General features: G+C 71.6%; 25 protein-coding genes and 1 riboswitch. Of the genes, 22 read left to right on the top strand and 3 right to left on the bottom strand.

What is annotated here, in order from left to right; translation table 11 throughout:
- Window positions 1-27: 27 nt before the first annotated feature.
- Window positions 28-957, bottom strand: coding sequence for a LysR family transcriptional regulator (locus tag VQH23_RS00955; RefSeq protein ID WP_338663741.1), 930 nt, complete (start codon window positions 955-957; stop codon window positions 28-30).
- Between the two features lie 114 nt (window positions 958-1,071).
- Between VQH23_RS00955 and VQH23_RS00950 the strand changes: the two genes are divergently transcribed.
- The 21 genes from VQH23_RS00950 (at window position 1,072) to pth (ending at window position 22,249) form a co-directional block, all read left to right on the top strand.
- The gene (locus tag VQH23_RS00950; RefSeq protein WP_338663740.1) at window positions 1,072-2,247 is read left to right on the top strand and encodes an MFS transporter; all 1,176 of its coding nucleotides are present in this window, start codon (window positions 1,072-1,074) and stop codon (window positions 2,245-2,247) included.
- Between the two features lie 60 nt (window positions 2,248-2,307).
- The gene (locus tag VQH23_RS00945) at window positions 2,308-3,033 is read left to right on the top strand and encodes an SDR family oxidoreductase (protein WP_338663739.1); all 726 of its coding nucleotides are present in this window, start codon (window positions 2,308-2,310) and stop codon (window positions 3,031-3,033) included.
- Window positions 3,030-3,725, top strand: a complete 696-nt coding sequence (locus tag VQH23_RS00940) for an SDR family oxidoreductase (RefSeq protein WP_338663738.1) — start codon at window positions 3,030-3,032, stop codon at window positions 3,723-3,725. The genes VQH23_RS00945 and VQH23_RS00940 overlap by 4 nt, the downstream gene beginning before the upstream one ends.
- A gap of 33 nt (window positions 3,726-3,758) precedes the next feature.
- Window positions 3,759-3,875, top strand: a riboswitch (TPP riboswitch).
- A gap of 58 nt (window positions 3,876-3,933) precedes the next feature.
- Window positions 3,934-5,733, top strand: coding sequence for a phosphomethylpyrimidine synthase ThiC (gene thiC / locus VQH23_RS00935; protein ID WP_338663737.1), 1,800 nt, complete (start codon window positions 3,934-3,936; stop codon window positions 5,731-5,733).
- Between the two features lie 79 nt (window positions 5,734-5,812).
- A complete protein-coding gene (locus VQH23_RS00930; RefSeq protein WP_338663735.1) occupies window positions 5,813-6,793 on the top strand; it encodes a tripartite tricarboxylate transporter substrate binding protein in 981 nt (326 codons plus the stop codon).
- 107 nt (window positions 6,794-6,900) lie between these two features.
- On the top strand, window positions 6,901-7,131 hold the full coding sequence (locus VQH23_RS00925; protein WP_338663734.1) for a DUF2171 domain-containing protein: 231 nt from the start codon (window positions 6,901-6,903) through the stop codon (window positions 7,129-7,131).
- 209 nt (window positions 7,132-7,340) lie between these two features.
- Window positions 7,341-8,546: a cell division protein ZapE gene (zapE, locus tag VQH23_RS00920; RefSeq protein WP_338663733.1), complete on the top strand. Its 1,206-nt coding sequence runs from the start codon at window positions 7,341-7,343 to the stop codon at window positions 8,544-8,546.
- A gap of 89 nt (window positions 8,547-8,635) precedes the next feature.
- Window positions 8,636-9,289, top strand: coding sequence for a hypothetical protein (locus VQH23_RS00915; protein ID WP_338663732.1), 654 nt, complete (start codon window positions 8,636-8,638; stop codon window positions 9,287-9,289).
- Window positions 9,290-9,404: 115 nt separating this feature from the next.
- On the top strand, window positions 9,405-9,581 hold the full coding sequence (locus VQH23_RS00910; RefSeq protein ID WP_338663731.1) for a hypothetical protein: 177 nt from the start codon (window positions 9,405-9,407) through the stop codon (window positions 9,579-9,581).
- A gap of 170 nt (window positions 9,582-9,751) precedes the next feature.
- Window positions 9,752-10,705: a malate dehydrogenase gene (gene mdh / locus VQH23_RS00905; protein ID WP_338663730.1), complete on the top strand. Its 954-nt coding sequence runs from the start codon at window positions 9,752-9,754 to the stop codon at window positions 10,703-10,705.
- Between the two features lie 68 nt (window positions 10,706-10,773).
- A complete protein-coding gene (gene sucC, locus VQH23_RS00900) occupies window positions 10,774-11,967 on the top strand; it encodes an ADP-forming succinate--CoA ligase subunit beta (protein WP_338663729.1) in 1,194 nt (397 codons plus the stop codon).
- A 3-nt stretch (window positions 11,968-11,970) separates the two neighbouring features.
- Window positions 11,971-12,861 carry a succinate--CoA ligase subunit alpha gene (sucD, locus tag VQH23_RS00895; RefSeq protein WP_338663728.1) on the top strand — a complete coding sequence of 297 codons (891 nt, stop codon included), beginning with the start codon at window positions 11,971-11,973 and terminating at the stop codon, window positions 12,859-12,861.
- Between the two features lie 209 nt (window positions 12,862-13,070).
- Window positions 13,071-13,637, top strand: coding sequence for an alkyl hydroperoxide reductase subunit C (ahpC, locus tag VQH23_RS00890; protein ID WP_338663727.1), 567 nt, complete (start codon window positions 13,071-13,073; stop codon window positions 13,635-13,637).
- 103 nt (window positions 13,638-13,740) lie between these two features.
- A complete protein-coding gene (ahpF, locus tag VQH23_RS00885) occupies window positions 13,741-15,330 on the top strand; it encodes an alkyl hydroperoxide reductase subunit F (RefSeq protein ID WP_338663726.1) in 1,590 nt (529 codons plus the stop codon).
- 58 nt (window positions 15,331-15,388) lie between these two features.
- Window positions 15,389-16,315: a LysR substrate-binding domain-containing protein gene (locus VQH23_RS00880; RefSeq protein ID WP_338663725.1), complete on the top strand. Its 927-nt coding sequence runs from the start codon at window positions 15,389-15,391 to the stop codon at window positions 16,313-16,315.
- 105 nt (window positions 16,316-16,420) lie between these two features.
- Window positions 16,421-17,509, top strand: a complete 1,089-nt coding sequence (locus VQH23_RS00875) for a branched-chain amino acid aminotransferase (protein ID WP_338663724.1) — start codon at window positions 16,421-16,423, stop codon at window positions 17,507-17,509.
- A 135-nt stretch (window positions 17,510-17,644) separates the two neighbouring features.
- Entirely contained in the window at window positions 17,645-18,271 is a 627-nt protein-coding gene (locus tag VQH23_RS00870; RefSeq protein ID WP_338663723.1) for a PRC-barrel domain-containing protein, read from the top strand.
- A gap of 61 nt (window positions 18,272-18,332) precedes the next feature.
- Window positions 18,333-19,478 (top strand): MFS transporter, encoded by a 1,146-nt coding sequence (locus VQH23_RS00865; protein ID WP_338663722.1) that lies wholly within the window; start codon window positions 18,333-18,335, stop codon window positions 19,476-19,478.
- Between the two features lie 277 nt (window positions 19,479-19,755).
- A complete protein-coding gene (locus VQH23_RS00860; RefSeq protein ID WP_338663721.1) occupies window positions 19,756-20,736 on the top strand; it encodes a tripartite tricarboxylate transporter substrate binding protein in 981 nt (326 codons plus the stop codon).
- A 168-nt stretch (window positions 20,737-20,904) separates the two neighbouring features.
- Window positions 20,905-21,579 carry a 50S ribosomal protein L25/general stress protein Ctc gene (locus VQH23_RS00855; RefSeq protein WP_338663720.1) on the top strand — a complete coding sequence of 225 codons (675 nt, stop codon included), beginning with the start codon at window positions 20,905-20,907 and terminating at the stop codon, window positions 21,577-21,579.
- A gap of 100 nt (window positions 21,580-21,679) precedes the next feature.
- On the top strand, window positions 21,680-22,249 hold the full coding sequence (gene pth, locus VQH23_RS00850) for an aminoacyl-tRNA hydrolase (protein ID WP_338663719.1): 570 nt from the start codon (window positions 21,680-21,682) through the stop codon (window positions 22,247-22,249).
- Window positions 22,250-22,255: 6 nt separating this feature from the next.
- On the opposite strand, the gene VQH23_RS00845 is transcribed toward pth, so the two are convergent.
- Entirely contained in the window at window positions 22,256-23,314 is a 1,059-nt protein-coding gene (locus tag VQH23_RS00845; protein ID WP_338663718.1) for a Na/Pi symporter, read from the bottom strand.
- Between the two features lie 223 nt (window positions 23,315-23,537).
- On the opposite strand from VQH23_RS00845, the gene ychF reads away from it, so the two are divergent.
- Window positions 23,538-24,632, top strand: coding sequence for a redox-regulated ATPase YchF (gene ychF / locus VQH23_RS00840; protein WP_338663717.1), 1,095 nt, complete (start codon window positions 23,538-23,540; stop codon window positions 24,630-24,632).
- Between the two features lie 6 nt (window positions 24,633-24,638).
- Here the strand turns inward: ychF and VQH23_RS00835 are convergent, their stop codons facing one another.
- Window positions 24,639-25,151, bottom strand: a complete 513-nt coding sequence (locus VQH23_RS00835; protein WP_338663716.1) for a M15 family metallopeptidase — start codon at window positions 25,149-25,151, stop codon at window positions 24,639-24,641.
- Window positions 25,152-25,214 lie beyond the last annotated feature (63 nt).

The raw sequence follows: 25,214 nt of genomic DNA, 5'->3' as shown, positions 1-25,214 counted from the left end.
TAGGGTGCCCGGCGGCGAAGGGCGAGGTCATCCCGCCAGCCACGGCGCGTCGCCGCGGATGCGGACATGGGCCGCCAGGAAGTCCAGCAGGGCCCGCACCCGCGCCGGCATCGGCCCCGCGCCCCCGGCATGGACGGCGTGGAAGGCCTCCATCTCGCCGGTGTTCGCCCCTTCCAGCACCGGCACCAGCCGGCCGGCGGCGATGTCCTCCCGCACGCAGAAGGCGGCCATCCGCACCAGCCCGGCGCCGCCGATGGCGAGCTGCCGCAGCCCCTCGCCGTCGCTGGCGCGCAGGCGCCCGGCCACCTTCACCGCCACGCGCCGGCCACTCTCCTGCAGGATCCAGTCCTGCACGGCGCGGGTGTAGCCGAAGACGAGCAGCTCGTGCCCCGCCAGCTCGGCGGCGCGCCGGGGCATCCCGCGGGCGGCGAGGTAGGCGGGGGAGCCGACAATCACCAGCCGCGTCTCCCCCAGCTTGCGGGCGCGCAGGCGGGATTCGGGCATGGGGCCAGCGCGGATCGCCACGTCCACCCGCGCCTCCACGAGGTCGATCACCCGGTCGTTCAGCACGATGTCCAGGCGGATGCCGGGGTGCGCGGCCAGGAAGGCCGGCAGCACCGGGGCGAGGAGGTGGGTGTTGACGGTGGCGCTGGTGTTCACGCGGATCAGCCCCACCGGGGTCTCCCCGGCCGCCGCCGCGCGCTCCGCCTCCTCCATCTCCGCCAGGATCCGCACTGCGCGCTCATGGAAGGCCTGGCCCTCGGGCGTGAGGGCGAAGCGGCGGGTGGAGCGCTGCACGAGGCGCGCGCCAAGCCGCGCCTCCAGCCGGGCCACGAGCTTGCTGACGGCCGAGGGCGTCAGCCCCAGCGCCCGCGCGGCGGCGGAGAAGCCGCCCTCCTCCACCGCGCGCGCAAAGACCTCCATCTCCGCGGCGCGGTTCACCTCCGATCGGGGCATGTGAGTTCACGTCACAGGTGATTTGCCGGTCGGTAGCCTATGGCACGGGCGGCAGGGCGTCCATCTGGCCACCCGAAGGGCCTGCCTGATGCCGGCCGAACGGGAATTCCCTCCATGCCTCTCGCTCTCTACGCGCTGACGGTCGGTGCCTTCGGCATCGGCGTCACCGAATTCGTCATCATGGGGCTGCTGGTGGAGGTGGGGGGCGACCTCGGCGTCTCCCTCTCCTCCGCCGGGCTGCTCATCTCCGGCTACGCGCTCGGCGTCGTGGTCGGGGCGCCGATCCTCACCACCCTGACCGCGCGCCTGCCGCGGAAGGCCACGCTGCTGGGGCTGATGGTGATCTTCACGGTCGGCAACGCCGCCTGCGCCCTGGCGCCGGACTACGCCACGCTGATGGCCGCCCGGGTCCTGACGGCCTTCGCCCACGGCACCTTCTTCGGCGTGGGATCGGTGGTGGCCACCGGGCTTGTGGCGCCGGACCGCCGCGCCTCCGCCATCGCCATCATGTTCACGGGGCTGACGGTGGCCAATATCCTCGGCGTGCCAGCGGGCACCTGGCTGGGGCAGCACCTGGGCTGGCGCGCCACCTTCTGGGCCGTGACGATCGTGGGCCTGGCCGCCATCGCCGTGATCGCCCGCTTCATCCCGAGGGAGGACGGGGCCCCGGCGCCCACCGACTGGCGCGCGGACATGCGGGCCGTGGCACGCGGGCCGGTGCTGCTGGCGCTGCTGACCACGGTGCTCGGCTTCGGCGGGGTCTTCGCGGTCTTCACCTACATCGCGCCGCTGCTGACGCAGCTGGCGGGGTTCAGCGACGCGGCGGTCTCGCCCATCCTCCTCGTCCTCGGGGCCGGGCTGGTGGTGGGGAACATCATCGGCGGGCGGGTGGCGGACCGGAACCTGCCGCTCGCCCTGCTGGGGTCCCTCGCGGCGCTGGCCGTGGTGCTGGCGGCCATGGCGCCGGCCCTGCACAGCCAACCGGCGATGATCGCCATCGCCGCCCTGCTCGGCGCGGCGGGCTTCGCCACGGTGGCGCCGCTGCAGATCTGGGTGCTGCGGAAGGCGGAAGGCGCGGGGCAGAGCCTGGCGTCCAGCCTCAACATCGCGGCCTTCAACCTCGGCAACGCGCTCGGCGCCTGGGCTGGCGGGCTGGCGATCGACCACGGGCTCGGCCTCGGCGCGCTGCCCTGGGTGGCGCTGGCCTTCCCGGTGGCCGCCATCCTCGCGGCCGGGCCTGCCCTGCTGCGGGAGCGGCAGCCGATGGCCGTTGCGGCCGGGTGCGACTGACCCGGCCTTGATGCGTTTCCCACCCCGCCGCCCTATCCCGGCGGCGTGGTGGGAGGCGGCATGACGGGCATCCGGCAGACGGGGTTGGAGGGCAGGCGCGCCCTCGTCACCGGCCATCGCGGCGGAATCGGCGCGGCGGTGGTCGCGGTGCTGGAGGCGAGCGGCGCGACCGTGGAGGGGCTGGACCGGCCGGAGCACGACCTGCTGGACATCCCCTCAATTGCCCCCGCCGTGGAGGCCGCCGCCGAGCGCATGGGCGGGCTTGACCTGCTGGTGAACAACGCCGGCGACACGATCATCGGCACGCTGCTGGACACGCCGTTGGCGGAGGCCGAGCGGATTATGCGGATCAACTGGCTGGCGCCCTTCGCCGTGATGCAGGCGGCGCTGCCGCATCTGCTGAAAGGCGGCGGGGCGGTGGTGAACATCGCTTCCGACCAGGCGCTGATCGGCAAGCCCGCCAGCGCGGCCTACGGCGCTTCCAAGGCCGCGCTGGCGCAGATGACGCGGTCGGCGGCGCTGGATTTTGCTGCGAAGGGCGTGCGCTTCAACGCCATCGCGCCCGGCAGCACGGACACGGCGATGCTGCGCGCCGTGCTGGCCGACCTGGCCGCGCGTGGAGGTGGCGGAGTTGCCAGCGACGATGTCTATACGGAGGCCGTGCCGCAGCGCCGCTTCGCCCACCCGCGGGAGATCGCGGCGGTGGTGGCCTTCCTGCTCTCCGACCATGCGAGCTTCGTGACCGGCATCGTCATGCCCGTCGATGGCGGGACCACCGCCGCATGAGCGCGGTGCTGGTCACCGGCGGCACGCGCGGCATCGGGCTGGCCTGCGCGCGGCTGCTGGCCGGGCAGGGCAGGGCGGTGATCGCCGCCGCCCGGCGCGCGCCGGAGGAGGCGCTGCCGGATGGCGTGCGGTTCATCCCCTGCGACGTGGCCGATCCCGCCTCCGTCCGCGCCCTGTTCCACACCGCCGGGCCGATCGGTGCCGCGATCCTGGCCGCGGGCGTGGCGGGGGGCGATCCGCCGCAGCCGGATGAGGACCACTGGCGCCGCATCATGGCCTCCAACCTCGACGGCGCCTGGCGCTGCGCGGAGGCGGCCGCCGCCGTGCTGCCGGAGGGGGAGGGGCGGATCGTCTTCCTCGCCTCCGTGCTCGGGCTGCGCGCCGTGCCGGACCAGGTGGCCTATTCCGCCGCCAAGCACGGCGTGGTCGGCCTGATGAAGGCGCTGGCTCTGCGGCTGGCGCCGCGCGGGATCACGGTGAACGCCCTCTGCCCGGGCTGGGTGGAGACGGACATGGCCCGCGCCCGGTGGCGGGAACTAGGGATGGATGCCGTGGCCGCCGCAGCCGGCACGCCCACGCGCCGGATTACGGCGGCGGAGGAGGTGGCGGCGATGGCGGCCTATCTGCTCTCCCCGGCCGCGCGGAACGTGACGGGGCAGGCCATCGGGATCGATGGCGGGGGCGGGCTTTAGGTTGACAGCGGCCGCCCGGCGGGCGGAGTGTCGGCGCCTCACCAGGGGTGTCCCGACAAGGGGCTGAGATACGGCTGGCGAAAGCAGCGCCGTGACCCGATGAACCTGATCCAGTTCATGCTGGCGTAGGGACGGTGCGGTCTGCGGCCCACTGTGGCCGTGTGCCACCCTCTTCCGATTCCGGCGCTGGGTCCCTTCGGAGGACGCCATGCCCGACAGCTTCACCCCCATCCCGAGCGTGACCACCGGCCCTCTGCCGGCCTCGCGCAAGGTCCACATCCCCGGAACGCTGCACCCGCACATTCGCGTGCCGCTGCGCGAGATCGCGGTCCACCCCAGCGCCGGCGAGCCGCCAGTCGCGGTCTACGATTCCTCCGGGCCGTACACCGACGCGGCGGCGGTGATCGACATCGCCCGAGGCCTGCCCCGCGCCCGCGCGGCCTGGGTGGAGGCGCGCGGCGACACGGAGGCAGTGCCGGGCCGCGACGTACGGCCCGAGGATAACGGCTTCGCCACCGGGGACCGCCTGACGCCCGCCTTTCCCGTGCGCCACGCGCCGCGTCGGGCGAGGGCTGGGGCGGCGGTGACGCAGCTCGCCTATGCCCGCGCGGGCATCGTCACGCCGGAGATGGAGTACGCCGCGATCCGGGAGAACATGGGCCGGCAGCGCGCGGCGGAGGCGCGGGACGGCGAGGATTTCGGCGCCTCCATCCCCGACCACGTCACCCCCGAATTCGTGCGGGACGAGATCGCGCGCGGCCGCGCCATTATCCCCGCGAACATCAACCACCCGGAGCTGGAGCCGATGGTCATCGGCCGCAACTTCCTGGTGAAGATCAACGCCAACATCGGCAACTCCGCCGTCACCTCCTCCATGGCGGAGGAGGTGGAGAAGATGGTCTGGTCGATCCGCTGGGGCGCGGACACGGTGATGGACCTCTCCACCGGCCGCAACATCCACAACATCCGGGACTGGATCATCCGCAACGCGCCGATCCCCATCGGCACCGTGCCGCTGTACCAGGCGCTGGAGAAGGTCGGCGGCGTGGCACCCGACCTGACCTGGGAAATTTACCGGGACACGCTGATCGAGCAGGCCGAGCAGGGGGTGGACTACTTCACCATCCATGCCGGCGTGCGGCTGGCCCATGTGCCGCTGACGGTGGGGCGCACCACCGGCATCGTCTCCCGCGGCGGCTCCATCATGGCGAGCTGGTGCCTGCACCATCACCGCGAGAGCTTCCTCTACGAGCACTTCGAGGAGATCTGCGACATTTGCCGCGCCTATGACGTCTCCTTCTCCCTCGGCGACGGGCTGCGTCCCGGCTCCATCGCGGATGCCAACGACGCCGCGCAGTTCGCGGAGCTGGAGACGCTGGGCGAGCTGACGAAGATCGCCTGGGCGAAGGACTGCCAGGTGATGATCGAGGGGCCGGGCCACGTGCCCATGCACAAGATCAAGGCCAACATGGATAAGCAGTTGAAGGTCTGCGGGGAGGCGCCCTTCTACACTCTCGGGCCGCTGACGACGGATATCGCGCCGGGCTACGACCACATCACGTCAGGCATCGGTGCCGCCATGATCGGCTGGTTCGGCTGCGCCATGCTCTGCTACGTCACGCCGAAGGAGCATCTCGGCCTGCCGGACCGGGATGACGTGAAGACGGGCGTGATCACCTACAAGATCGCCGCCCATGCCGCCGACCTGGCGAAGGGCCATCCCGGCGCGCAATTGCGGGACGACGCCCTCTCCCGCGCCCGCTTCGAGTTCCGCTGGGAGGACCAGTTCAACCTCTCGCTCGACCCCGACACGGCGCGGTCCTTCCACGACGAGACCTTGCCGAAGGAGGCGCACAAGACCGCCCATTTCTGCTCCATGTGCGGCCCGAAGTTCTGCTCCATGCGGATTTCCCACGACCTGCGGGCGGAGGCGCAGAAGGAGGGGATGGAGGCGATGGCGCGGAAGTACCGCGACGGCGGGCAGCTCTACGTGCCCGTGGGCGAGTAGGGCGCCGGGCGGCGGGGCTTGCCATCCCCGCCGCATCTGCCCCCATGCTGGCGGCAGAGGAACCCCGGGAAAATCGCCCATGCACCCAGCGCGCCGCGCCTTCCTGATGAGCCTGCTGGCGGCTGCCACCGCGGAGCCGGCCCTGGCCCAGGCGCCCGCGGGCTGGCCGGACCGCCCGCTGCGGCTGGTGCTGCCCTATACCCCCGGCGGTGGCACGGACGCCGTGGCGCGCGCCCTCGGTGCCCGGCTGAACGCGGCGCTGGGCCAGCCCGTGGTGGTGGAGAACCGCCCGGGCGCCGGCGGCAACCTGGCGACGGAGCTGGTGGCGGGCGCCCGGCCGGACGGCACCACCCTGCTGATGGGCAACCAGGGCCCGATCTCCGTGAACCCCACCCTGTTCGGGCGGAACCTGAAGATTGACCCCGGCACGGCGCTGGCCCCGGTGGCGATGGTGGCCGAGACGCCGCTGGTGCTCGTTGTCGGCCCCGGCACGCGGGCGGCCTCCCCCGCGGCGCTGATCGAGGAGTACCGCGCGGCGAACGGGGCGGTGACCTACGCCTCCCCCGGGAACGGCGCGGCGGGGCACCTGGCGATGGCGCTGCTCCTCCAGCAGGCGGGGGTGGAGGGGACCCATGTGCCCTTCCGCGGCGCCGCCCCGGGGCTGACGGACGTGGCCGCCGGGCACATCCCCGCCATGATCTCCACCCTGCCCTCGGTGGCCGGGCTGGTCGCGGGCGGCAACCTGCGTGCGCTGGCCGTCACGGGGGATCGCCGCGTTCCCTCCATGCCCGACGTGCCCGCCGTGGCGGAGACCCTGCCGGGCTACCGCGTCACGGCCTGGTACGGGATCCTCGTGCCCCAGGGCACGCCGGAGCCGATCCGGGCGCGGCTGGAGGAGGCCATCCTGGCAAGCGTCGGCACGCCGGATCTCGTCGCCAGCCTGGAGCGGGAAGGGGCGGTGCCCTACCCCATGAAGGGGGAGGAGTTCGGCCGCTTCATCGCCGCCGAGCGCGCCCGCTGGGCCCCGGTGGTCCAGAAGGCCGGAATTACGGCGGACTGAGATTACGGCGGCCTGAAATCATGGCGGCCTGAAATCACGGCGAACCGAGGGCATCCCTTCCCGTTCTGGCGCGTTCTTCCCGCCGACACGGCAAGAAGGACAGTGGCATGGTCGATACGTCGCAGATCAAGGAGCACATGGAAGTCGTCGGTTCCTGTGGGAACCACGTCGGCACGGTGGACCACGTCGAGGGTGACCGTATCAAGCTGACGAAGAACGACAGCGCGGACGGCAAGCACCACTACCTGCCGCTCTCCGCCATCGCCTCCGTGGAGGGCAACAAGGCCAAGACCTCCATGAACCACATGGACGCGATGAAGCAGTTCCAGGACGCCTGATCGTCCCCCTGAGTATGGTGCTTTGAAGTCCCGTCGGGTCCGCCCGGCGGGACTTCGCGGTTCCGGGCCTCCGGATTGCGGAGCCGCTGCAATGGGTTAGCCTCCATCCCTGCCACGCCGTCCTCACGGCTTTCCTGCCACACTGAAACCCAATCAACACGGCTCGCGACGTTGCGAGCGGCCGGGCAACCGGGCTAGACCGGCGGCCGATGGACGGCACCACGCCCACGCCGGCCCTTGCCCCCGCCACGGCCCAGACCGTGAAGGCGGATGTCTCGCAAGGCCCGCTTCCCCTCTACCGCGCCCGCGTGGCGGTGGGCGCCCTGCGCGCCGACCCCGCCCAGGAGCGCGCGGCGGAGGTGCTGCAGGACCTGTGGCGCCGGCTGCGCGGCTACGACCCGAGGCCCGAGGCGCCGAAGGAGGAGCCGGGCGGCCTCCTCTCCCGCTTCTTCCGCCGCAAGCCCGTGGACGAGCAGCCGGACGGCCCGCCGCTCGGCCTCTACCTCGTCGGCGAGGTGGGGCGCGGCAAGTCCATGCTGATGGACCTGTTCTTCGAGACGGCGGACGTGCGGCGCAAGAAGCGCGAGCACTTCCACGCCTTCATGCAGTCCGCGCACCGGCGCATCCACGCCTGGCGGCAGGCGAACGGCACGCATGAGGACCCGATCCCGCCGCTGGCGGACGCGATCGTGGCCGAGGCCGCGCTGCTCTGCTTCGACGAGTTCCAGGTGCATGACATCACCGATGCCATGATCCTCGGCCGGCTCTTCGAGGCGCTGTTCGCCCGCGGCGTGGTGGCGGTCGCCACCTCCAACACCGCGCCGGCCGACCTGTTCAAGGGCAAGCCGGGGCGCGACGCCTTCCTGCCCTTCATCGCCATGATCCAGAAGCGGCTGGAGGTGCTGCACCTCGCCTCGCTGCAGGATTACCGGCGGGACCGTATCCGGGGCCTGCCCACCTGGCATTCCCCGGTGGATGGCCGCGCCAACCGCGCGCTCGATGCCGCCTTCCTGGAACTCTCCGGCGTGGCCCATGGGGAGCCCTGCCCCATCACGGTGCTCGGGCGCCAGGTGCAGGTGCCACAGGCCCATCGCGGCGTGGCCCGCGCGGATTTCGAGGCGCTGTGCGGGGTGTTCCTCGGCGCGGCGGACTACCTCGCCATCGCCACCCATTTCCACACGCTGGTGCTGGACGGCGTGCCAAGGCTGGGGCCGGAGAATTTCGACCGGGCCCGCCGCTTCGTGACGCTCATCGACACGCTCTACGAGCATCGGTGCAAGCTCGTCGCCTCGGCCGAGGCCGAGCCGGACGCGCTCTACGAACGGGGTGAGGGGGCGGCGATCTTCCAGCGCACCGCCTCCCGCCTCATGGAAATGCAGAGCCAGGATTACCTGGCCCTGCCGCATCTGACGTGATCTAGCCCGGGATCGGGTCTTCCGGCGCTGGCCTGAGGGGGCGAGGCGCCGGGCGGGGACCGGGTTCCGGCATTCGGGGGAGAATAGAAATGCTGCGCATGTTCCGCGTTCCCGGCGCCCTTGCGGCCGCCACCATCCTGGCGCTCGCCGCCGCCCAGCCGGCCGAGGCCGCCGGCGGCCGCTCCGAGGCCCGGGGCAAGGCCGCCCGCGTCTCGGCCCCGGCCCGCGCCTCCGTCCGCCCGGCCGTGACGGCATCCCGCCGCCCCGTCGCCGTGGCGCCGCGGACTCGCACCGCCAGCGCCGCCCCGGCCCGCTCCCCGGGCCGCGCGGTGATCCGCACGGCCTCCCGCGGCTCCGCCCGCACGGTGACCGCCCGGGTGGCGACCGCCGGTCGCGGCGGCCGGTTCCAAGCCCGTGCCGCCGGCCGGCGCGAGGCGCGGCAGGCCTCCTTCCGGGCCCAGTCCTTCAACCTGGCCGGGCGCCGCCCCAGCGGGCTGCACGGCCGCCCGGGCATCCGCATGGTGAGCCTCTTCTCCGCCCCGGCCGCCGCCTCCACCCTTCCGTCCCGGGGCTGGAAGGCGGGCAAGGCCTCCCGCAGCCGCGGCGAGGGGGCTCCGCGCCGTTCCGGCGTGTGGTTCACCGGCCTGCCGGCCGCCGATGGCGAGCAGATGGACTGCCCCGCCGGCACCATGGCCGTCCTCGCCCGCGGCCACGCCGACACCTTCCGCTGCATGCCGATGTGAGTCGGGGCGCCGCCCGGGCCGGTCCGGGCGGCGCCTTCTCCGCGCGGGGGTGCCGGCCGGTTGCGGGCACCCCGCCGTATTGGGAAGCTGCCGCCTCCATCTCCGGAGGATCGACATGTCCCAGAGCTTCACCGCCCAGAGCTCGACTTCCCAGAGCTCTACTTCCCAAAGCTCCGGCCGCTCCGCCGAGGCCATGATGGCGGAGCTGGTCCACCACATGGCCGAGATGGTGAAGACCCAGGCCGAGACGAATCGGCTGCTGAAGGACCTTCTCGTCCGGCTGGAGCGCTAGGGCCGGGGGCGGGCGCCCACGCCCCGCGCCGCATCCGGGGCTCCCGCCTTGCCGGGCCGCCGATCCGGGTCTATCCAGCCCGCGTCCCGTTCGCAGGTGCCGCAACCGGCATCGCCGGAACGTCCCCAGGCCCCCTGGTTCCCCCACGTGGCCCCTTCGAAGGACCCCCCATGGCCCGCAGCAAGATCGCGCTCATCGGCGCCGGCAACATCGGCGGCACGCTCGCCCACCTGATCGGCCTGAAGGAGCTCGGCGACGTCGTGCTCTTCGACGTCTTCGGGGGCGTGGCGGCCGGCAAGGCGCTGGACATCATGCAGTCCAGCCCCGTCGATTCCTTCGACAGCGCCATGTCCGGCGGCTCCGACTATGCGGCGATCGAGGGCGCGGACGTGGTCATCGTCACCGCCGGCTTCCCGCGCATGCCCGGCATGAGCCGCGACGACCTGCTGACGAAGAACGCCGGCGTGATGGGCCAGGTGGCCGAGGGCATCAAGCGCTACGCCCCGAACGCCTTCGTCATCTGCATCACCAACCCGCTGGACGTAATGGTCTGGGCGCTGCAGCAGAAGTCCGGCCTGCCCGCGAACAAGGTGGTCGGCATGGCCGGCGTGCTGGACTCCGCGCGCTTCCGCCTGTTCCTGGCGCAGGAGTTCAACGTCTCGGTCGAGGACGTGACGGCCTTCGTGCTCGGCGGCCACGGCGACACGATGGTGCCGCTGACCCGCTACTCCACCGTCGCGGGCGTCCCCATCCCCGACCTGATCAAGATGGGCTGGACGACGCAGGAGAAGATCGACGCGATCGTCAACCGCACCGCGAATGGCGGCGGCGAGATCGTGAAGCTGCTGGAGAAGGGTTCCGCCTTCTACGCGCCCGCCGCCTCCGCCGTGGCGATGGCCGAGGCCTACCTGAAGGACAAGAAGCGCGTCCTGCCCTGCGCCGTGATGCTGAACGGCGAGTACGGGATGAAGGACTTCTACGTCGGCGTGCCCGTGGTGATCGGCGCCGGCGGCGTGGAGCGGATCGTCGAGGTCGAGTTCCAGCCCGAGGAGAAGGCGGCCTTCGAGAAGTCCTGCGACGCGGTGAAGAAGCTCGTCGAGGACTTCAAGGCCCTCGGCGTCTGATAGGTTTTTGGGGATAGCAGGGCCGGGGGGAACCCCGGCCCTTTTCGGATCAGGAAGGCGGTTCCCGCATGAACATCCATGAGTACCAGGGCAAGGAGCTGCTGAAGCGCTACGGCGTTGCAGTGCTCGACGGCTACGTGGCCAAGACCCCCGAGGAGGCCGAGGCGGCGGCGAAGAAGCTGCCCGGGCCCGTCGTGGTGGTGAAGAGCCAGATCCACGCCGGCGGTCGCGGCGCCGGGCGCTTCAAGGACGACCCGAACGGCAAGGGCGGCGTGCGCGTCGTCAAGGCCGAGGGCGCCCGCGAGGCCGCCGCCGCGATGATCGGCCACACGCTGGTGACCAAGCAGACCGGGCCCGAGGGCAAGGTCGTGAACCAGGTCTATGTCGAGGCCGGCTGCGACATCAAGCGCGAGCTCTACCTGTCCATCCTGCTGGACCGCGAGACGAGCCGCGTCACCATCATGGCCTCCGTCGAGGGCGGGATGGAGATCGAGGAGGTGGCCGAGAACCACCCCGAGAAGATCCTGAAGGTCGCGATCGACCCGGCCTCCGGCCTGTTCCCCTGGGCCGCCCGCAAGCTCGGCTTCGGCCTGGGCCTCGAGGGCAAGCAGGTCGGCACCTTCGTGAAGTTCGTCACCGCCATGTACGAGGCCTACACGGCGCTCGACATGGAGGCTATCGAGATCAACCCGCTGGTCGTGACCGGCGCCGGTGAGATCGTGGCGCTCGACGCCAAGGTGTCCTTCGACGACAACGCGCTGTTCCGCCACAAGGACCTCGAGGCGCTCCGCGACGATACGGAGATGGACCCGAAGGAGCTGGACGCGGTCAGGAACGACCTGAACTACGTCGCGCTGGACGGCGAGATCGGGTGCATGGTGAACGGCGCCGGGCTGGCGATGGCCACCATGGACATCATCAAGCTCTACGGCTCCTCCCCCGCGAACTTCCTCGATGTCGGCGGCACCGCGACGGCCGCCCGCGTGACCGAGGCGTTCCGGATCATCACCTCCGACAGCAACGTCAAGGCGATCCTCGTCAACATCTTCGGCGGCATCGCCAAGTGCGACATGATCGCGACCGGCATCGTGGAGGCGAGCAAGAACCTCTCCCTCTCCGTCCCGCTGGTGGTGCGCCTCGAGGGCACGAACGTGGAGCTGGGCAAGAAGATCCTGGCCGAATCGGGGCTCGCGATCATCCCCGCCGACAACCTGGCCGACGCCGCGCAGAAGGTCGTCGCCGCCGTGAAGAAGGCCGCCTGAACCATGGCGATCCTCGTCGACAAGCACACGAAGGTCATGACCCAGGGCTTCACCGGGTCCCAGGGTACCTTCCACGCCGAGCAGGGCATCGCCTACGGCACGAACTACGTGGGCGGCGTGACGCCGGGCAAGGGCGGCCAGACCCATATCGGCCTGCCCGTGTTCGACACCGTGGCCGACTGCGTGGAGAAGACGGGCGCCGACGCCTCCGTCATCTACGTGCCGCCGCCCTTCGCGGCCGACTCCATCCTGGAGGCGATCGCGGCCGAGCTGCCCCTCATCATCTGTATCACCGAGGGCATCCCGGTGGGCGACATGGTGAAGGTCAAGCGCGCCCTCGCCGGCTCCAAGTCCCGCCTCATCGGGCCGAACTGCCCGGGCGTGATCACGCCGGAAGCCTGCAAGATCGGCATCATGCCCGGCCACATCCACAAGCGCGGCTCCGTCGGCATCGTGTCCCGCTCGGGCACGCTGACCTATGAGGCGGTGGCGCAGACCACGGCGGCCGGCCTCGGCCAGTCCACCTGCGTCGGCATCGGCGGCGATCCGGTGAAGGGCACGGACTTCCAGGAGGTGCTGGAGATGTTCCTGGCCGACCCGGAGACGAAGCAGATCGTCATGATCGGCGAGATCGGCGGGCAGTCCGAGATCATCGCGGCCGAGTTCCTGGGCCGCGAGAACAAGCCCGGCTCCGCCAACTACAAGCCGGTGGTCGGCTTCATCGCCGGCGCCACGGCCCCCCCGGGCCGCCGCATGGGCCATGCGGGCGCCGTGATCTCCGGCGGCAAGGACACCGCCGAGGCGAAGATGGACGCCATGCGGTCCGCCGGCATCAACGTGGCCGACAGCCCGGCCTCGCTGGGCTCCACCATGGTGAAGGCTATCGCGGCTTGATCCCTGGCGGCCACGGCCGCCCGGGCAGGGATCGCTGAGCGGCAGGGCGCCGCCGGGGGACACCCCGGCGGCGCTTCCTTTTACGCCTGGCCTGATAGTCTACGGCTATCAGTCTCGGAAATCTTATCTATTTGGCAGACCTGCTGACCTGACCTATTTTGCACCTGCGAACCGGCAATGCCGGATTGTAGAGGCAAAGGAGATCGCCCGTGGCCGCCAACATCAACACCAAGATCAAGCCCTTCAAGACGACCGCCTACAAGCAGGGCAAGTTCATCGAGGTGTCCGAGAACGACGTTCTCGGCAGCTGGGCCGTGTTCTTCTTCTACCCGGCCGATTTCACCTTCGTCTGCCCGACCGAGCTGGGCGACGTGGCCGATCATTACGAGGCGCTGCGCAAGATGGACGTGGAGGTTTACTCCGTTTCCACCGACACGCACTTCGTCCACAAGGCGTGGCACGACGCCTCCGAGACGATCGCGAAGATCCAGTACACGATGCTGGGCGACGCGAATCACGCCATTTCCACGAATTTCGACGTGCTGCGCGAGGGCCAGGGCCTGGCCGACCGCGCGACCTTCATCGTGGACCCCGAGGGCGTGATCCAGGCCGTCGAGATCACCGCCGAGGGCATCGGCCGCAATGCCGAGGACCTGGTCCGCAAGGTCAAGGCCGCCCAGTACGTGGCCGCCCACCCGGGCGAGGTCTGCCCGGCCAAGTGGCAGGAGGGTGAGGCCACCCTCGCCCCGTCGCTCGACCTGGTCGGCAAGATCTGAACCGCAGGATCTGATCCGCGTACCGCCGCCCGCCCTTCCCCCGGGGCGGGCGGCACCTTCCCCACCAGCCCCTCGCCCCCTTACCGACCGGAGAGCCCGCCCCGTGCTGGACGCCAACCTGAAGACGCAGCTCAAGGCCTATCTGGAGCGGGCTGTGCGGCCCATCCACATCACGGCCTCCGTCAACGACAGCCCCAAGTCGCGCGAGATGATGGAGCTGCTCTCTGACATTCAGGCGGCCTCCTCCAGGATCTCCGTCACCGAGACCCGCGACGGCGAGCGCGCGCCCTCCTTCGCGCTCACCTCCCCGGGCCAGGACATCTCCCTCCGCTTCGCCGGCCTGCCCATGGGCCACGAGTTCACCTCGCTGGTGCTCGCCCTGCTGCAGGTCGGCGGCTATCCGCCGAAGGTGGAGCAGGCCGTGATCGACGCGGTGAAGGACCTGGACGGCGAGTTCACCTTCGAGACCTACTTCTCCCAGTCCTGCCAGAACTGCCCGGACGTGGTGCAGGCGCTGAACCTAATGGCGGTGCTGAACTCCAACATCCGCCACGTCGCGATCGACGGCGCGCTGTTCCAGGCCGAGGTCGAGGCGCGGCAGGTCATGTCCGTGCCGACCGTGTACCTCAACGGGCAGGTCTTCGGGCAGGGCCGCATGGGCGTCGAGGAGATCGTCGCCAAGCTGGACACCGGTGCCGCGGAGCGCGAGGCGAAGAAGCTGAGCGCCGAGGAGCCCTTCGAAGTGCTGATCGTCGGCGGCGGCCCCGCCGGCGCGGCCGCGGCCGTGTATGCCGCGCGCAAGGGCATCCGCACGGGCGTGGCGGCCGAGCGCTTCGGCGGCCAGGTGCTGGACACGATGGGGATCGAGAACTTCATCTCCGTGCCGCACACCGAAGGGCCGAAGCTCGCCCAGGCGCTGGAGCACCACGTTCGCGAGAACGAGGTGAAGATCATGAACCTCCAGCGCGCCGAGGAGCTGAACGTCGACGACGGGATGGCCTCCCTCCGCCTCGCGGGCGGCGCCACGCTGCACGCCAAGACCGTGATCCTGACCACCGGCGCCCGTTGGCGGCAGATGAACGTGCCGGGCGAGCAGGAGTACAAGAACAAGGGCGTGGCCTACTGCCCGCACTGTGACGGCCCGCTGTTCAAGGGCAAGCGCGTGGCGGTGATCGGCGGCGGCAATTCCGGCGTGGAGGCGGCGATCGACCTCGCCGGCATCGTGAAGCACGTCACGCTGCTGGAGTTCGACACGAAGCTGCGCGCGGACGAGGTGCTGCAGCGCAAGCTGCGCAGCCTGCCGAACGTGGAGATCCTCGTCTCCGCCCGCACCACCGAGGTGCTGGGCGACGGGACGAAGGTGACCGGCCTCTCCTACGAGAACCGCGTGACCGGCGACATGCACGAGATCGCGCTGGAGGGCATCTTCGTGCAGATCGGCCTGCTCCCGAACACGGAGTGGCTGCGCGGCACGCTGGACCTCTCCCCGCGCGGCGAGATCATCGTGGACGCGCACGGGCAGACCTCGCTGCCCGGCGTCTTCGCGGCCGGCGACTGCACGACCACGCCGTTCAAGCAGATCATCATCGCCGCCGGCGAGGGGGCGAAGGCCGCGCTCTCGGCCTTCGACCACCTGATCCGCGCCTCCGCCCCGGCGGAGGCCGCGGCGCCGCTCCAGGCCAAGGCCGCCTGATGGGGCGCCATCCTTCCCGGCTTCCGGATGGGGGCCGGGAGGGGCAGGGGGCGCGCGCATGAACCTGCGCGAACTCCAGTACCTCGTGGCCTTGGCGGACCACCGGAACTTCCGGCGCGCCGCCGAGGCCTGCTCCGTCGCCCAGCCCACCCTCTCCACCCAGATCCGCAAGCTGGAGGAGGAGCTGGGCGTCGCGCTGTTCGAGCGGGACCGACGCCGGGTGATGATGACCCCGGCCGGCGGCGACGCCGTGGCGCGGGCGCGCCGGATCCTCGCCGAGATGGAAGGGATGAAGGAGGCCGCGCGCCGCCTCAGCCGGCCGGAGGAGGGCGTGGCCCGCCTCGGCGTCTTCCCGACCATCGGGCCCTACCTGCTGCCGGAGGTGATGCCGAAGGTCCGCGCGCGCTTCCCGCGGCTCCAGCTCCTACTCACGGAGGAGAAGAGCGACGGGCTGATCGCCCGGCTGCGGGAGGGCCGGCTGGACGCCGCCATCCTCGCCCTGCCGGTGCACGAGGCCGGGCTGCACGGCGAGGAGCTGTTCGAGGAGCCCTTCCTCCTCGCCGTGCCGTCCAGCCATCCCCTCGCGGCGCGGGAGAGCCTGCGGGTGGAGGAGCTGTCGCGCCAGACCCTCATGCTGCTGGAGGACGGGCACTGCCTGCGCGACCAGGCGCTGGAGGTCTGCCACCTCGCCGGCGCGGCGGAGGGATCGGAGTTCCGCGCCACCAGCCTGGAGACCTTGCGCCAGATGGTGCTGGCCGGGCTGGGCGTGACGCTGATGCCCGCCCTGGCCGTGAAGGGCATGGCCGCCCATTCCGACCGCCTGCACCTGCTGCGCTTCGAGAATGGCCGGCCCAGCCGCCGCATCGGCCTGTTCTGGCGCAAGACCTCGGCCCTGGGGCCGCTGCTGGAGGAACTGGCGGATGTGCTGCGCGACCTCAGCCCCGCCCTGCTCGACCCGCGCAACGAGCTCGCTCCGGCTACTTAGGTCACTGACACTGACGCATGGGTGGAATGCTGCGATCAGGTATCCTGCGCCCACCGCGTTGCGCTAGAGTCCGCCAGCAAGCAACAATATTGCGGACATCGGCGCATGAGCAGCATGGACATCCCCTTCACCCGCACCCGGACGCCGCTCTCGCGCCCCGACGACACCTCGCTCTCCTTCGGGAAGGTCCTGACGGACCACATGTTCGTCATGGAGTATGACGAGGGGCAGGGCTGGCACGACCCGCGCGTGGTGCCCTACGCGCCGATGCAGATGGATCCCGCCACCTCCGTGCTGCACTACGGGCAGGCCGTGTTTGATGGGCTGAAGGCCTTCCGCCAGGCCGATGGCAGCATCCGGATCTTCCGGGCGGGGCGCCACGCCGCGCGGCTGAACAAGTCCTGCCGCGCCCTCTGCATCCCCGAGATGGATGAGGAGCTGATCCGCCGCTCCTTCGAGGCGATCGTGGCGGCGGACCATGAGTGGGTGCCGCGCGCGCCCGGCACCTCCCTCTACATCCGCCCGACCGTGGTCGCGACGGAGGTGATGCTCGGCGTGCATCCCGCGCGCCGCTACACCTACTTCGTCATCTGCTCCCCCGTGGGTTCCTACTACAAGGAGGGGGTGAAGCCCGTGCGGATCCTGGCGACGGACACGCATGTGCGCGCCGTGCAGGGCGGCCTCGGCGAGGCGAAGACGGCGGCGAACTACGCCGCCTCCCTCTCCGCCCAGCAGGAAGCGGAGCGCGCCGGCTACACCCAGGTGCTGTGGCTGGACGGCGTCGAGCGGAAGTGGATCGACGAGGTCGGCACCATGAACATCATGATGAAGATCGGCGACGAGGTGATCACCCCGCCGCTGGCCGGCACGATCCTGGACGGCGTGACCCGCAACTCCACCCTCCAGCTCATGCGCGACTGGGGGATGAAGGTGAGCGAGCGGCGCGTCTCGATCGACGAGGTGATGCAGGCCGGGCGCGACGGCACGCTGGAGGAGATGTGGGGCACCGGCACCGCCGCCGTCGTCTCCCCGGTGGGCGAGCTGGCCTACAAGGGCGAGACGATCACCATCGGCGGTGGGAAGACCGGCCCGCTGACCCAAAAGCTCTACGACGCGATCGTGGCCATCCAGTACGGCAAGTCGAACGACCCGCACGGCTGGACCACCGAGGTGAAGGTTCCGGCCGAGGCCTGAGCCCCGGCGCTTCCCGTCGCCCGGGCGTCACGGCCCCGCATCCCGCCGCGCGGCAGGATGCGGGGCCGTTCTTTTTCGCCTCGGCCCGTCATCCGACCCTTCGGGGTCCGGGGTGGGTTCAGCTAGGCTCCCGCCATGCGCGTTCCGCCCCATCGCCGCGCCCCGCGGCTCGCCCCCCTGCTGGCCCTCCTGCTGGCCCTCTCCGGGGCGCCGGGGGCAGTGGCGCAGGCGCCGGCCGGCACCCCGGGGCCGGAAGGGGGCGGCCCTGCGGCACCGGACGCCTCGGCGCCGCCCGCCGCCCCGCCAGCCAGCAGTCCCTTCGCCAGCCCCTCCACCAGTCCTGCTGCGCGCGAGGAGCTGCCGCGCGAGGCCTCCCAGCGCATCGTCGGGCGGGAGGTGACCGGGCCTTCCGGCGACGTGGTCGGGCGGATCGTGAACGTGCTTCTGGACGATGCCGGCCAGCCCCGGGCGGCCGTGCTGGACTATGGCGGCTTCCTCGGCGTCGGGCGGCGCCGCGTGGCGGTGGCCTGGCGGACCCTGCGCTTCTCGCCGGAGATCGTGCGGCTGGAGCTGACGCGGGACCAGATGCGCGCCTTCCCCGATTACAAGGAGGGGGAGCCGGTGGTGGTCGCTGCCCCGCCGGCCGAGGCGTCCCAGCCCGCCGCACCCCCGGCCATCCCCGCGCCCGCCGAGCCGCCCACGGCTGTGCCGGCCCCCGCGCAACCCCCCACTGGCCCCGGCGCTCAACCGCAGAGCAACTGACCGGGGCGACATGCAGGTGGCGGGGCGCAGCGGGCGGGGGCTCGACTGGCTGAATTTCTTCATGTCGAACGTCCAGACGGGATTCGGGCCCTTCATCGCCGTGTACCTCACGGCCCAGGCCTGGACGGAGCTGGAGATAGGCCTCGCCCTCAGCGTCGGCGCCTTTGTCACCATGGTCATGCAGGTGCCGGCCGGGGCGCTGGTGGACGCCACGCCGAACAAGCGCCTAGCCGCCGGCGCCGCGCTCCTCGCCATCGCCGCCTCCGCCCTGCTGCTGGCCGTGTGGCCGGAGACCCTGCCGGTGATGGTCTCGGAGGTGCTGCACGGCATCGCCTCCTGCGTGCTCGGCCCCTCCATCGCCGCCATCAGCCTCGCCCTGGTGGGGCGGGAAGGGCTGGGGGAGCGTCTCGGGCGCAATGCGCGCTACGCGGCGGTGGGCAGCGGCGTCGCGGCGGGCCTGCTCGGGGCGGCGGGGGCCTGGCTCTCCGGCGCGTCCGTCTTCTGGCTCACCGCCCTGCTCTGCGTCCCCAGCCTTCTCGCGCTCGCGGCCATCCGCCGCGCCGACCTGCACCCGCCAGAGCCGGAGCCGCGGGAGAGGGAAGGGGGCGCGCTGCGCGGCCTGCGCGACCTGCTGCGGGAGCGCGGCGTGCTCGTCTTCGCGGGGTGCTGCGGCCTTTTCACCCTCTCCAACGCGGCAATGCTGCCGCTGGCCGGCACGCAGGTCACGCGCAACGCGGGGGATGAGGCGAACCTCATCATCGCGGCCTGCATCATCGCGCCGCAGCTCATCATGGCGCTGATCGCGCCGGGAATCGGGCGGCTGGCGGAGAGAAGGGGCCGCCGGATCGCCCTCCTCATCGGCTTCGCGGCCCTGCCGGTGCGCGGGCTGCTGCTGATGCTGGTGGAGGGGCCGGCCTGGCTGGTGCTGGTCCAGGCGCTGGACGGACTCAGCGCCGCCGGGCTTGGCGTCATGCTGCCCCTGCTGGCCGCGGACCTCACGCGGGGGACCAACCGCTTCAACCTCTGCCTCGGCGTCTTCGGCCTGGCGATCGGGATCGGCGGCACGCTCAGCACCACCCTGGCCGGGCTGGCGGCGGAGTGGTTCGGCGCCGCGACGGCCTTCGCCATGCTGGCGGGTGTGGGGCTGCTCTCCGTCCTCACGGTCTGGCTGGCGATGCCGGAAACGGGAACCCGGGCGCCGGCCTGACCTGAGGCCGAGCCATAGCGGCCCCGCGCTTAGGGGTTCTGCACTGACGGCCCCGTACCGGCCGATCTCCCACCTGTGGGCATTCCCCTGCTGGCATCCCGCTTGCTGGCATTCCGCTTGCTGAACGCGCTTGCTGACTCAACCGTCCCGTGCTGAACGACGCCGCCACACACCAGGGCCCGGCCCGCGGCACCGGCCTGGTGGGCAGCGCGGCAGCCGGCATCGCGATGCCGGTCGCCTCGCCCGCCTGCCGGCCCTTCATCGAGGTTATTCACCCATGGCCCTCACACCCCTCCCGAAGCTGCGCTCCTTGGCGCTCGGCCTTTCCCTCCTCGTCGGCCTCGCCGCCGGTGCGGCGGCGCAGACCTTCCCCGACCGACCGGTTCGGCTGATCGTCCCCTTCGGGCCGGGCGGCGGCACGGACCTGATGGCGCGGGTCTTCGCGGAGGCGGCCGGCGGCGTGCTGGGCCGGGGCATGGTGGTGGAGAACCGGGCCGGCGGCGGTGCGACGGTAGGCATCATCGCGCTCACCCAGGCCCGGCCCGACGGCTACACCCTGGCAGTCTGCCCGCCGATCTGCGCGACAGTGGAAGCGCTCTACGACCCGCCGCCCTTCCGTGGCGCCGCCCTGGCCCCGGTGGTCTCCATCGCCGACCTGCCGCTGGTGCTGGTGGTGCCGCGGAGCCTGGGCGTGACGGACGTGCAGGGGCTGCTTCGCAAGGCGAAGGAGACGGGGGGCGGCCTCTCCTACGCCATGCCGGGGGCCGGGTCCTCCAACCACCTGGCGGCCGAGGTGTTCCGCCGGGCCAGCGGGCAGGAGATGACCGCCATCCCCTACCGCTCCGGCGCCGCGGCGCTGACGGACATCGTGGCGGGGCGCGTGGCCTTCTACTTCGACACGCTGGCGAGCGCCCTGCCGCAGGTCCGCTCCGGCGAGGTGGTCGCGCTGGCCGTCACGGGGGCGGAGCGCGCGCCGCAGCTGCCGGAGGTGCCGACCATGGGCGAGGCCGGGGTGCCCGGGCTGGAATACTCCGCCCGCCTGCGCGTGGTAGCACCCGCAAACACCCCGCCCGCGCTGATCGAGACGCTGAACGCCGCCTTTCAGCGCGCCCTGGCCGAGCCCGCCCTGCGGCAGAGGATCATCGATGTCGGCGGCGTGCCGGTGGGCGGCGGCGTCGCCGAGGCGGCGCGGGACCTGCGCGACGAGACCGAGCGCCTGGGCCGCGTGATCCGCGAGGGCGGGATCAAGGCCGACTGACGGCGCCGGGCGGGCTAGGGGCAGGGCAGGGGGGCCATTCCGGCTTGCCCTTCGCCCCCTCTGCCGTTAAACCCCGCCGCTCGCCGGCACCCCTGGAGGCCGGCGGGCTTTCGCGCGCCTGCACGGCAGCGCGAGATGACAAACCCAACGTGCGAAGGAATGACGGCAATGGTCCAGACCATCCGGATCGAGGCCGCGGCGCGCGAGCGGGCCGGTAAGGGGGCGGCGCGCGCGACCCGGCGTGGGGGCTCTGTCCCCGCAGTGATCTACGGGGCGAAGCAGGAGGCGACCCTCCTCTCCCTCGACCCCCGTGACGTGATGAAGGAGCTGCACAAGGGCGGCTGGCAGTCCCACCTGTACGAGGTGGCGGTGGCCGGTGCAGCGCCCGTGCGCTGCCTGATGCGCGACGTGCAGTTCCACCCGGTCTCCGACCAGCCGATCCACGTGGACTTCCAGCGGCTCGCCGCCGGGCAGAAGATCCGCGTGAAGGTGCCGGTGGTGCTGCTGGGCGAGGACGTGTCCCCCGGCATCAAGGCCGGCGGCGTGCCGAACCTGGTCCGCCGCGACCTGGAGGTTCTCTCGGACCCGGACGCCGTGCCGGAGCGCTTCGAGCTGGACGTCTCCGCCGCCGAGATCGGCGACACGCTGCGCTGGAGCAACGTGAAGGATCACCAGGGCACCAGCCCGACGATCCCGCGCGACTTCGTGGTGCTGACCGTTGCCCCGCCGGTGGTGGTGGAGGAGGTCATCGTGGCCGCCCCCGTCGCCGAGGCGCCGAAGGGCAAGGGCGGCAAGGGTGCCCCGGCCAAGGCCGCGGCCCCGGCGCCCGCCAAGAAGAAGTGACGCGGAGGGCCGGGCGGAAATCCGCCCGGCCCTTGCCGAACGTAGGTTTGGGGCGCGCCCGCGAGAGCGGCGCGCCCCATGCTTTTAGGGGACCTTTCCGATGCGGCTGTGGGTGGGCCTGGGCAATCCGGGCGCGGAGCACGCGAAGCAGCGGCACAATATCGGCTTCATGGCGCTGGAGCGCATCGCCTCCCGCCACCGCTTCGGTCCCTGGCGCGGCCGCTTCAAGGGCGAGACGTGCGAGGGCACGATCGCCGGCCAGCGGATCGTGCTGCTGAAGCCGCAGACCTACATGAACGACAGCGGCAACTCCGTGCAGCCCGCCGCCGCCTTCCTGAAGATCCCGCTCACCGACATCACCGCCTTCCACGACGAGCTGGACCTCGCCCCGGGCAAGGTCCGGGTAAAGAAGGGCGGGGGCGCCGCCGGGCATAACGGCCTGCGCGACATGCAGCGCGCCTTCTCCTCCCCCGATTTCTGGCGCGTACGGCTGGGCATCGGCCATCCCGGCCACAAGGACCGGGTGCACGGCCACGTCCTCGGCAACTTCGCCAAGGTGGACGCGGAGTGGCTGGACCGGCTGCTGGACGCCGTGGCCGATGCCTGCCCGCTGCTGGCGGAGGACCGGCCGGAGGAGTTCATGACGAAGATGGCGCTGCTGACCGCGTAGCGGCGGTCAGGCCGGCGCCTTCTCGGCCTTCGCCCCATCGCCCCGCTCCGGCACCAGCCGTTCCAGCAGCCGCGCGCAGAGGGGCGTGATCCATAGGAAGGCCAGCGCCCCGATCACGTTGAAGGCGACGTGGGCATTGGCGATCTGGTGCTGCGTCTCCGAGCTGGTCCAGGAGGCGAGCGCCGCCAGCGGGCCGATCAGCGCCACGCCGACCGCCACCGTGATCAGGTTGAAGCCCAGGTGGAACAGCCCGGCCCGCACCGCGGCGCGGGAGCGGCCGATCGTCGCGATCAGCGTGTCGGAGCAGGTGCCGATCTCCGCCCCCAGCATCATCGCCAGCCCCGTCGGCAGGTCGATGATCCCCTGGCCAGCCATGGTGATCACCACCCCCAGCGTGGCGGAGGAGGACTGGATCAGCAGGGTGAAGACCGCGCCGATCAGCACCCCCCGCAGCGGCGTCTCGGTGGCGCGGAGCCACTCCACGATGCCCGGGTGCTCCTTCAGCGGTTCCATCGCGTCGCCCAGGATGTTCAGCCCGAAGAGGATGAGGCCGATCCCCGCGACCACCTGCCCCCATCCCCTGACCTTCTCGTTCTTCACGAAGGCGCGGACGAGCAGCCCGCCGGCCAGCGCCACGGGCGCGTAGTCATCCACCCCCAGCGCGAAGACCTGGGAGGAGACGGTGGTGCCGATGTTGCTGCCGAGGATGACGGGCAGGGCCGCGGCGAAGTTCAGAAGCCCCGAGTCCACCAGCCCGATCAGCAGGATGATGGTGACGGAGGAGCTGTCCAGCACCGTGGTCGCGGCCACGCCCGTGGCCAGGCCGCGGATCGGGCCGTTCGTCGCGCCGTGCAGCCAGCGCTCCACCCGGCCGCCCGCCACGCAGCCGAGCCCGGACGCCATCTCCGACACGCCGAGGAGGAAGAGGGCCAGCCCGCCGATGCTGGACATGATGAGCTTCAGCCAGTCCAGCCCCTGTTCCCCGCCGCCCTGCGCCAGGGCGGGCACGCCCACGAGGCAGAGCGCGAGGGCGAGGAGGAGTGTCCGACGATCCGGGTACGGCATGGCAGGGGTCCCGTGGCGGGAGTTCGTTCGGGGGAGCAACGCCCGGGGATGTTGCGCGTCCGGGAGGATCGGCGCGTGTCACGGAAGCTTCTCAGGGCGCCGGCGGCCGCCCTTGGCGCTGACCTTGGCGCTGACCCTGGATCTGACCCTGGGGCTGGCCCCGTCCCCACGGGTGGCGTAAGGGCAGCGCCAAACCCCCAGATACGCACGGACGCTTCCCGCCATGGGCTTTAATTGCGGCATCGTGGGCCTGCCCAACGTCGGCAAGTCCACCCTCTTCAACGCGCTGACGCAGACGGCGGCCGCCCAGGCCGCCAACTATCCCTTCTGCACCATCGAGCCGAACGTGGGCCGCGTGGGCGTGCCCGACCCGCGGCTGGACGCGCTGGCGCGCATCGGCAAGTCGGCGAAGAAGGTCCCGACCTCCCTCGAGTTCGTGGACATCGCCGGGCTGGTGCGCGGTGCCTCCCGCGGGGAGGGGCTGGGCAACCAGTTCCTGGCGAACATCCGGGAGGTGGACGCCATCGTCCACGTGCTGCGCTGCTTCGAGGACGGGGACATCACCCATGTCGAGGGCAGCGTGGATCCGGTGCGGGACGCGGAGACGGTCGAGACGGAGCTGATGCTCGCCGACCTGGACAGCCTGGAGAAGCGCCTGGTCCCCGCCCAGAAGAAGGCGAAGAACGGCGACAAGGAGAGCGCGGCCTTCGTGGCGCTGGCCGAGCCGATCGTCGCCGCCCTGGCCGATGGCAGGCCCGCCCGCACCGCCGTGCCGAAGGGCGAGGAGATCGCCGCCGCCCGGCTGCAGCTGATGACGACGAAGCCCGTCCTCTACGTCTGCAACGTGGAGGAAGGATCCGCCGCCACCGGTAATGCCTTCTCCGCCCGCGTGGAGGAGATGGCGCGCGCGCAGGGCGCCAAGGCCGTGATCGTCTCCGCCGCCATCGAGGCGGAGATCAGCCAGATGGCGGACGAGGACCGGGCGGAGTTCCTGGACAGCCTCGGGCTGAAGGACAGCGGGCTGGACCGCATCATCCGCGCCGGCCACGATCTGCTGGGGCTGATCACCTACTTCACCGTGGGCCCGAAGGAGGCCCGCGCCTGGACGATCACGAAGGGCACCAAGGCCCCGCAGGCCGCCGCCGTGATCCACAACGACTTCGAGCGCGGCTTCATCGCCTGCGAGACCACCGCCTACGACGATTTCGTGGCGCTGGGCGGGGAGCAGGGGGCGAAGGAGGCCGGGAAGATGCGGGTGGAAGGGAAGGAGTACGTCGTGAAGGACGGCGACATCCTGCTGTTCCGCTTCAACGTGTGAAGGGAGCTACCGGGCGGCCTGGAAGTGCATGGCGTCCGGCCTGTTCTCCCAGTCCCCGCCCCAGACCCACCCCTCGGCCTTGAAGGCCTCGACGACCGGCCGCGCCATCATGCCGCTGTCGGGCTTCCAGGGCTTGCCCAGGCCGTTCCGCTCGGGGTCGAGGTCGATGGCGGCGCCGTAGGCGTGCATGGAGAGGCTGGATCCGCCGCGGATCAGCCGGAAGTTGTAGGCGCCGCCGTACAAATGGAGCCGCGCGGCGATGATCCGGTCCGTGCTGCCGCCGTAGCCGGAGAGAATGCTCGCGAAGACGCGCTGCAGGCTCTCCGCCACGCGCCAGTGCACGCGGATCTTGCGGATGGGCAGCTTCGGATCCCAGGCCGCGACCATCGTCCAGGGCGCTGGGATGGCGATGATGTTGTCCCGCTCCCAGCGCGCGTCGGCCTCTCCGTCCGCGTCGGCGTCAGGCGCCCCGTAGAAGGCGACGAGATCCGTCGTGCTGGAGCGTGGCCAGTCCGGCATGCTGCGATCCCCCATGTCCGGGGAGAGCATGCCGCGGGGACATCAAGAAACGCAATCGAAATG

The organism is Pararoseomonas sp. SCSIO 73927, from assembly GCF_037040815.1.
Taxonomy (GTDB): domain Bacteria; phylum Pseudomonadota; class Alphaproteobacteria; order Acetobacterales; family Acetobacteraceae; genus Roseomonas.
The sequence above is the reverse complement of the archived record's forward strand: the minus strand, read 5'-3'. Positions and strand labels throughout refer to the sequence as shown.

Excerpts from the sequence above, each read along its gene's own strand:
- VQH23_RS00955 (WP_338663741.1), bottom strand. The coding sequence starts at position 957 with ATGCCCCGATCGGAGGTGAACCGCGCCGCGGAGATGGAGGTCTTTGCG.
- VQH23_RS00950 (WP_338663740.1), top strand. The coding sequence starts at position 1,072 with ATGCCTCTCGCTCTCTACGCGCTGACGGTCGGTGCCTTCGGCATCGGC.
- VQH23_RS00945 (WP_338663739.1), top strand. The coding sequence starts at position 2,308 with ATGACGGGCATCCGGCAGACGGGGTTGGAGGGCAGGCGCGCCCTCGTC.
- VQH23_RS00940 (WP_338663738.1), top strand. The coding sequence starts at position 3,030 with ATGAGCGCGGTGCTGGTCACCGGCGGCACGCGCGGCATCGGGCTGGCC.
- thiC (WP_338663737.1), top strand. The coding sequence starts at position 3,934 with ATGCCCGACAGCTTCACCCCCATCCCGAGCGTGACCACCGGCCCTCTG.
- VQH23_RS00930 (WP_338663735.1), top strand. The coding sequence starts at position 5,813 with ATGCACCCAGCGCGCCGCGCCTTCCTGATGAGCCTGCTGGCGGCTGCC.
- VQH23_RS00925 (WP_338663734.1), top strand. The coding sequence starts at position 6,901 with ATGGTCGATACGTCGCAGATCAAGGAGCACATGGAAGTCGTCGGTTCC.
- zapE (WP_338663733.1), top strand. The coding sequence starts at position 7,341 with ATGGACGGCACCACGCCCACGCCGGCCCTTGCCCCCGCCACGGCCCAG.
- VQH23_RS00915 (WP_338663732.1), top strand. The coding sequence starts at position 8,636 with ATGCTGCGCATGTTCCGCGTTCCCGGCGCCCTTGCGGCCGCCACCATC.
- VQH23_RS00910 (WP_338663731.1), top strand. The coding sequence starts at position 9,405 with ATGTCCCAGAGCTTCACCGCCCAGAGCTCGACTTCCCAGAGCTCTACT.
- mdh (WP_338663730.1), top strand. The coding sequence starts at position 9,752 with ATGGCCCGCAGCAAGATCGCGCTCATCGGCGCCGGCAACATCGGCGGC.
- sucC (WP_338663729.1), top strand. The coding sequence starts at position 10,774 with ATGAACATCCATGAGTACCAGGGCAAGGAGCTGCTGAAGCGCTACGGC.
- sucD (WP_338663728.1), top strand. The coding sequence starts at position 11,971 with ATGGCGATCCTCGTCGACAAGCACACGAAGGTCATGACCCAGGGCTTC.
- VQH23_RS00880 (WP_338663725.1), top strand. The coding sequence starts at position 15,389 with ATGAACCTGCGCGAACTCCAGTACCTCGTGGCCTTGGCGGACCACCGG.
- VQH23_RS00875 (WP_338663724.1), top strand. The coding sequence starts at position 16,421 with ATGAGCAGCATGGACATCCCCTTCACCCGCACCCGGACGCCGCTCTCG.
- VQH23_RS00870 (WP_338663723.1), top strand. The coding sequence starts at position 17,645 with ATGCGCGTTCCGCCCCATCGCCGCGCCCCGCGGCTCGCCCCCCTGCTG.
- VQH23_RS00865 (WP_338663722.1), top strand. The coding sequence starts at position 18,333 with ATGTCGAACGTCCAGACGGGATTCGGGCCCTTCATCGCCGTGTACCTC.
- VQH23_RS00860 (WP_338663721.1), top strand. The coding sequence starts at position 19,756 with ATGGCCCTCACACCCCTCCCGAAGCTGCGCTCCTTGGCGCTCGGCCTT.
- VQH23_RS00855 (WP_338663720.1), top strand. The coding sequence starts at position 20,905 with ATGGTCCAGACCATCCGGATCGAGGCCGCGGCGCGCGAGCGGGCCGGT.
- pth (WP_338663719.1), top strand. The coding sequence starts at position 21,680 with ATGCGGCTGTGGGTGGGCCTGGGCAATCCGGGCGCGGAGCACGCGAAG.
- VQH23_RS00845 (WP_338663718.1), bottom strand. The coding sequence starts at position 23,314 with ATGCCGTACCCGGATCGTCGGACACTCCTCCTCGCCCTCGCGCTCTGC.
- ychF (WP_338663717.1), top strand. The coding sequence starts at position 23,538 with ATGGGCTTTAATTGCGGCATCGTGGGCCTGCCCAACGTCGGCAAGTCC.
- VQH23_RS00835 (WP_338663716.1), bottom strand. The coding sequence starts at position 25,151 with ATGCCGGACTGGCCACGCTCCAGCACGACGGATCTCGTCGCCTTCTAC.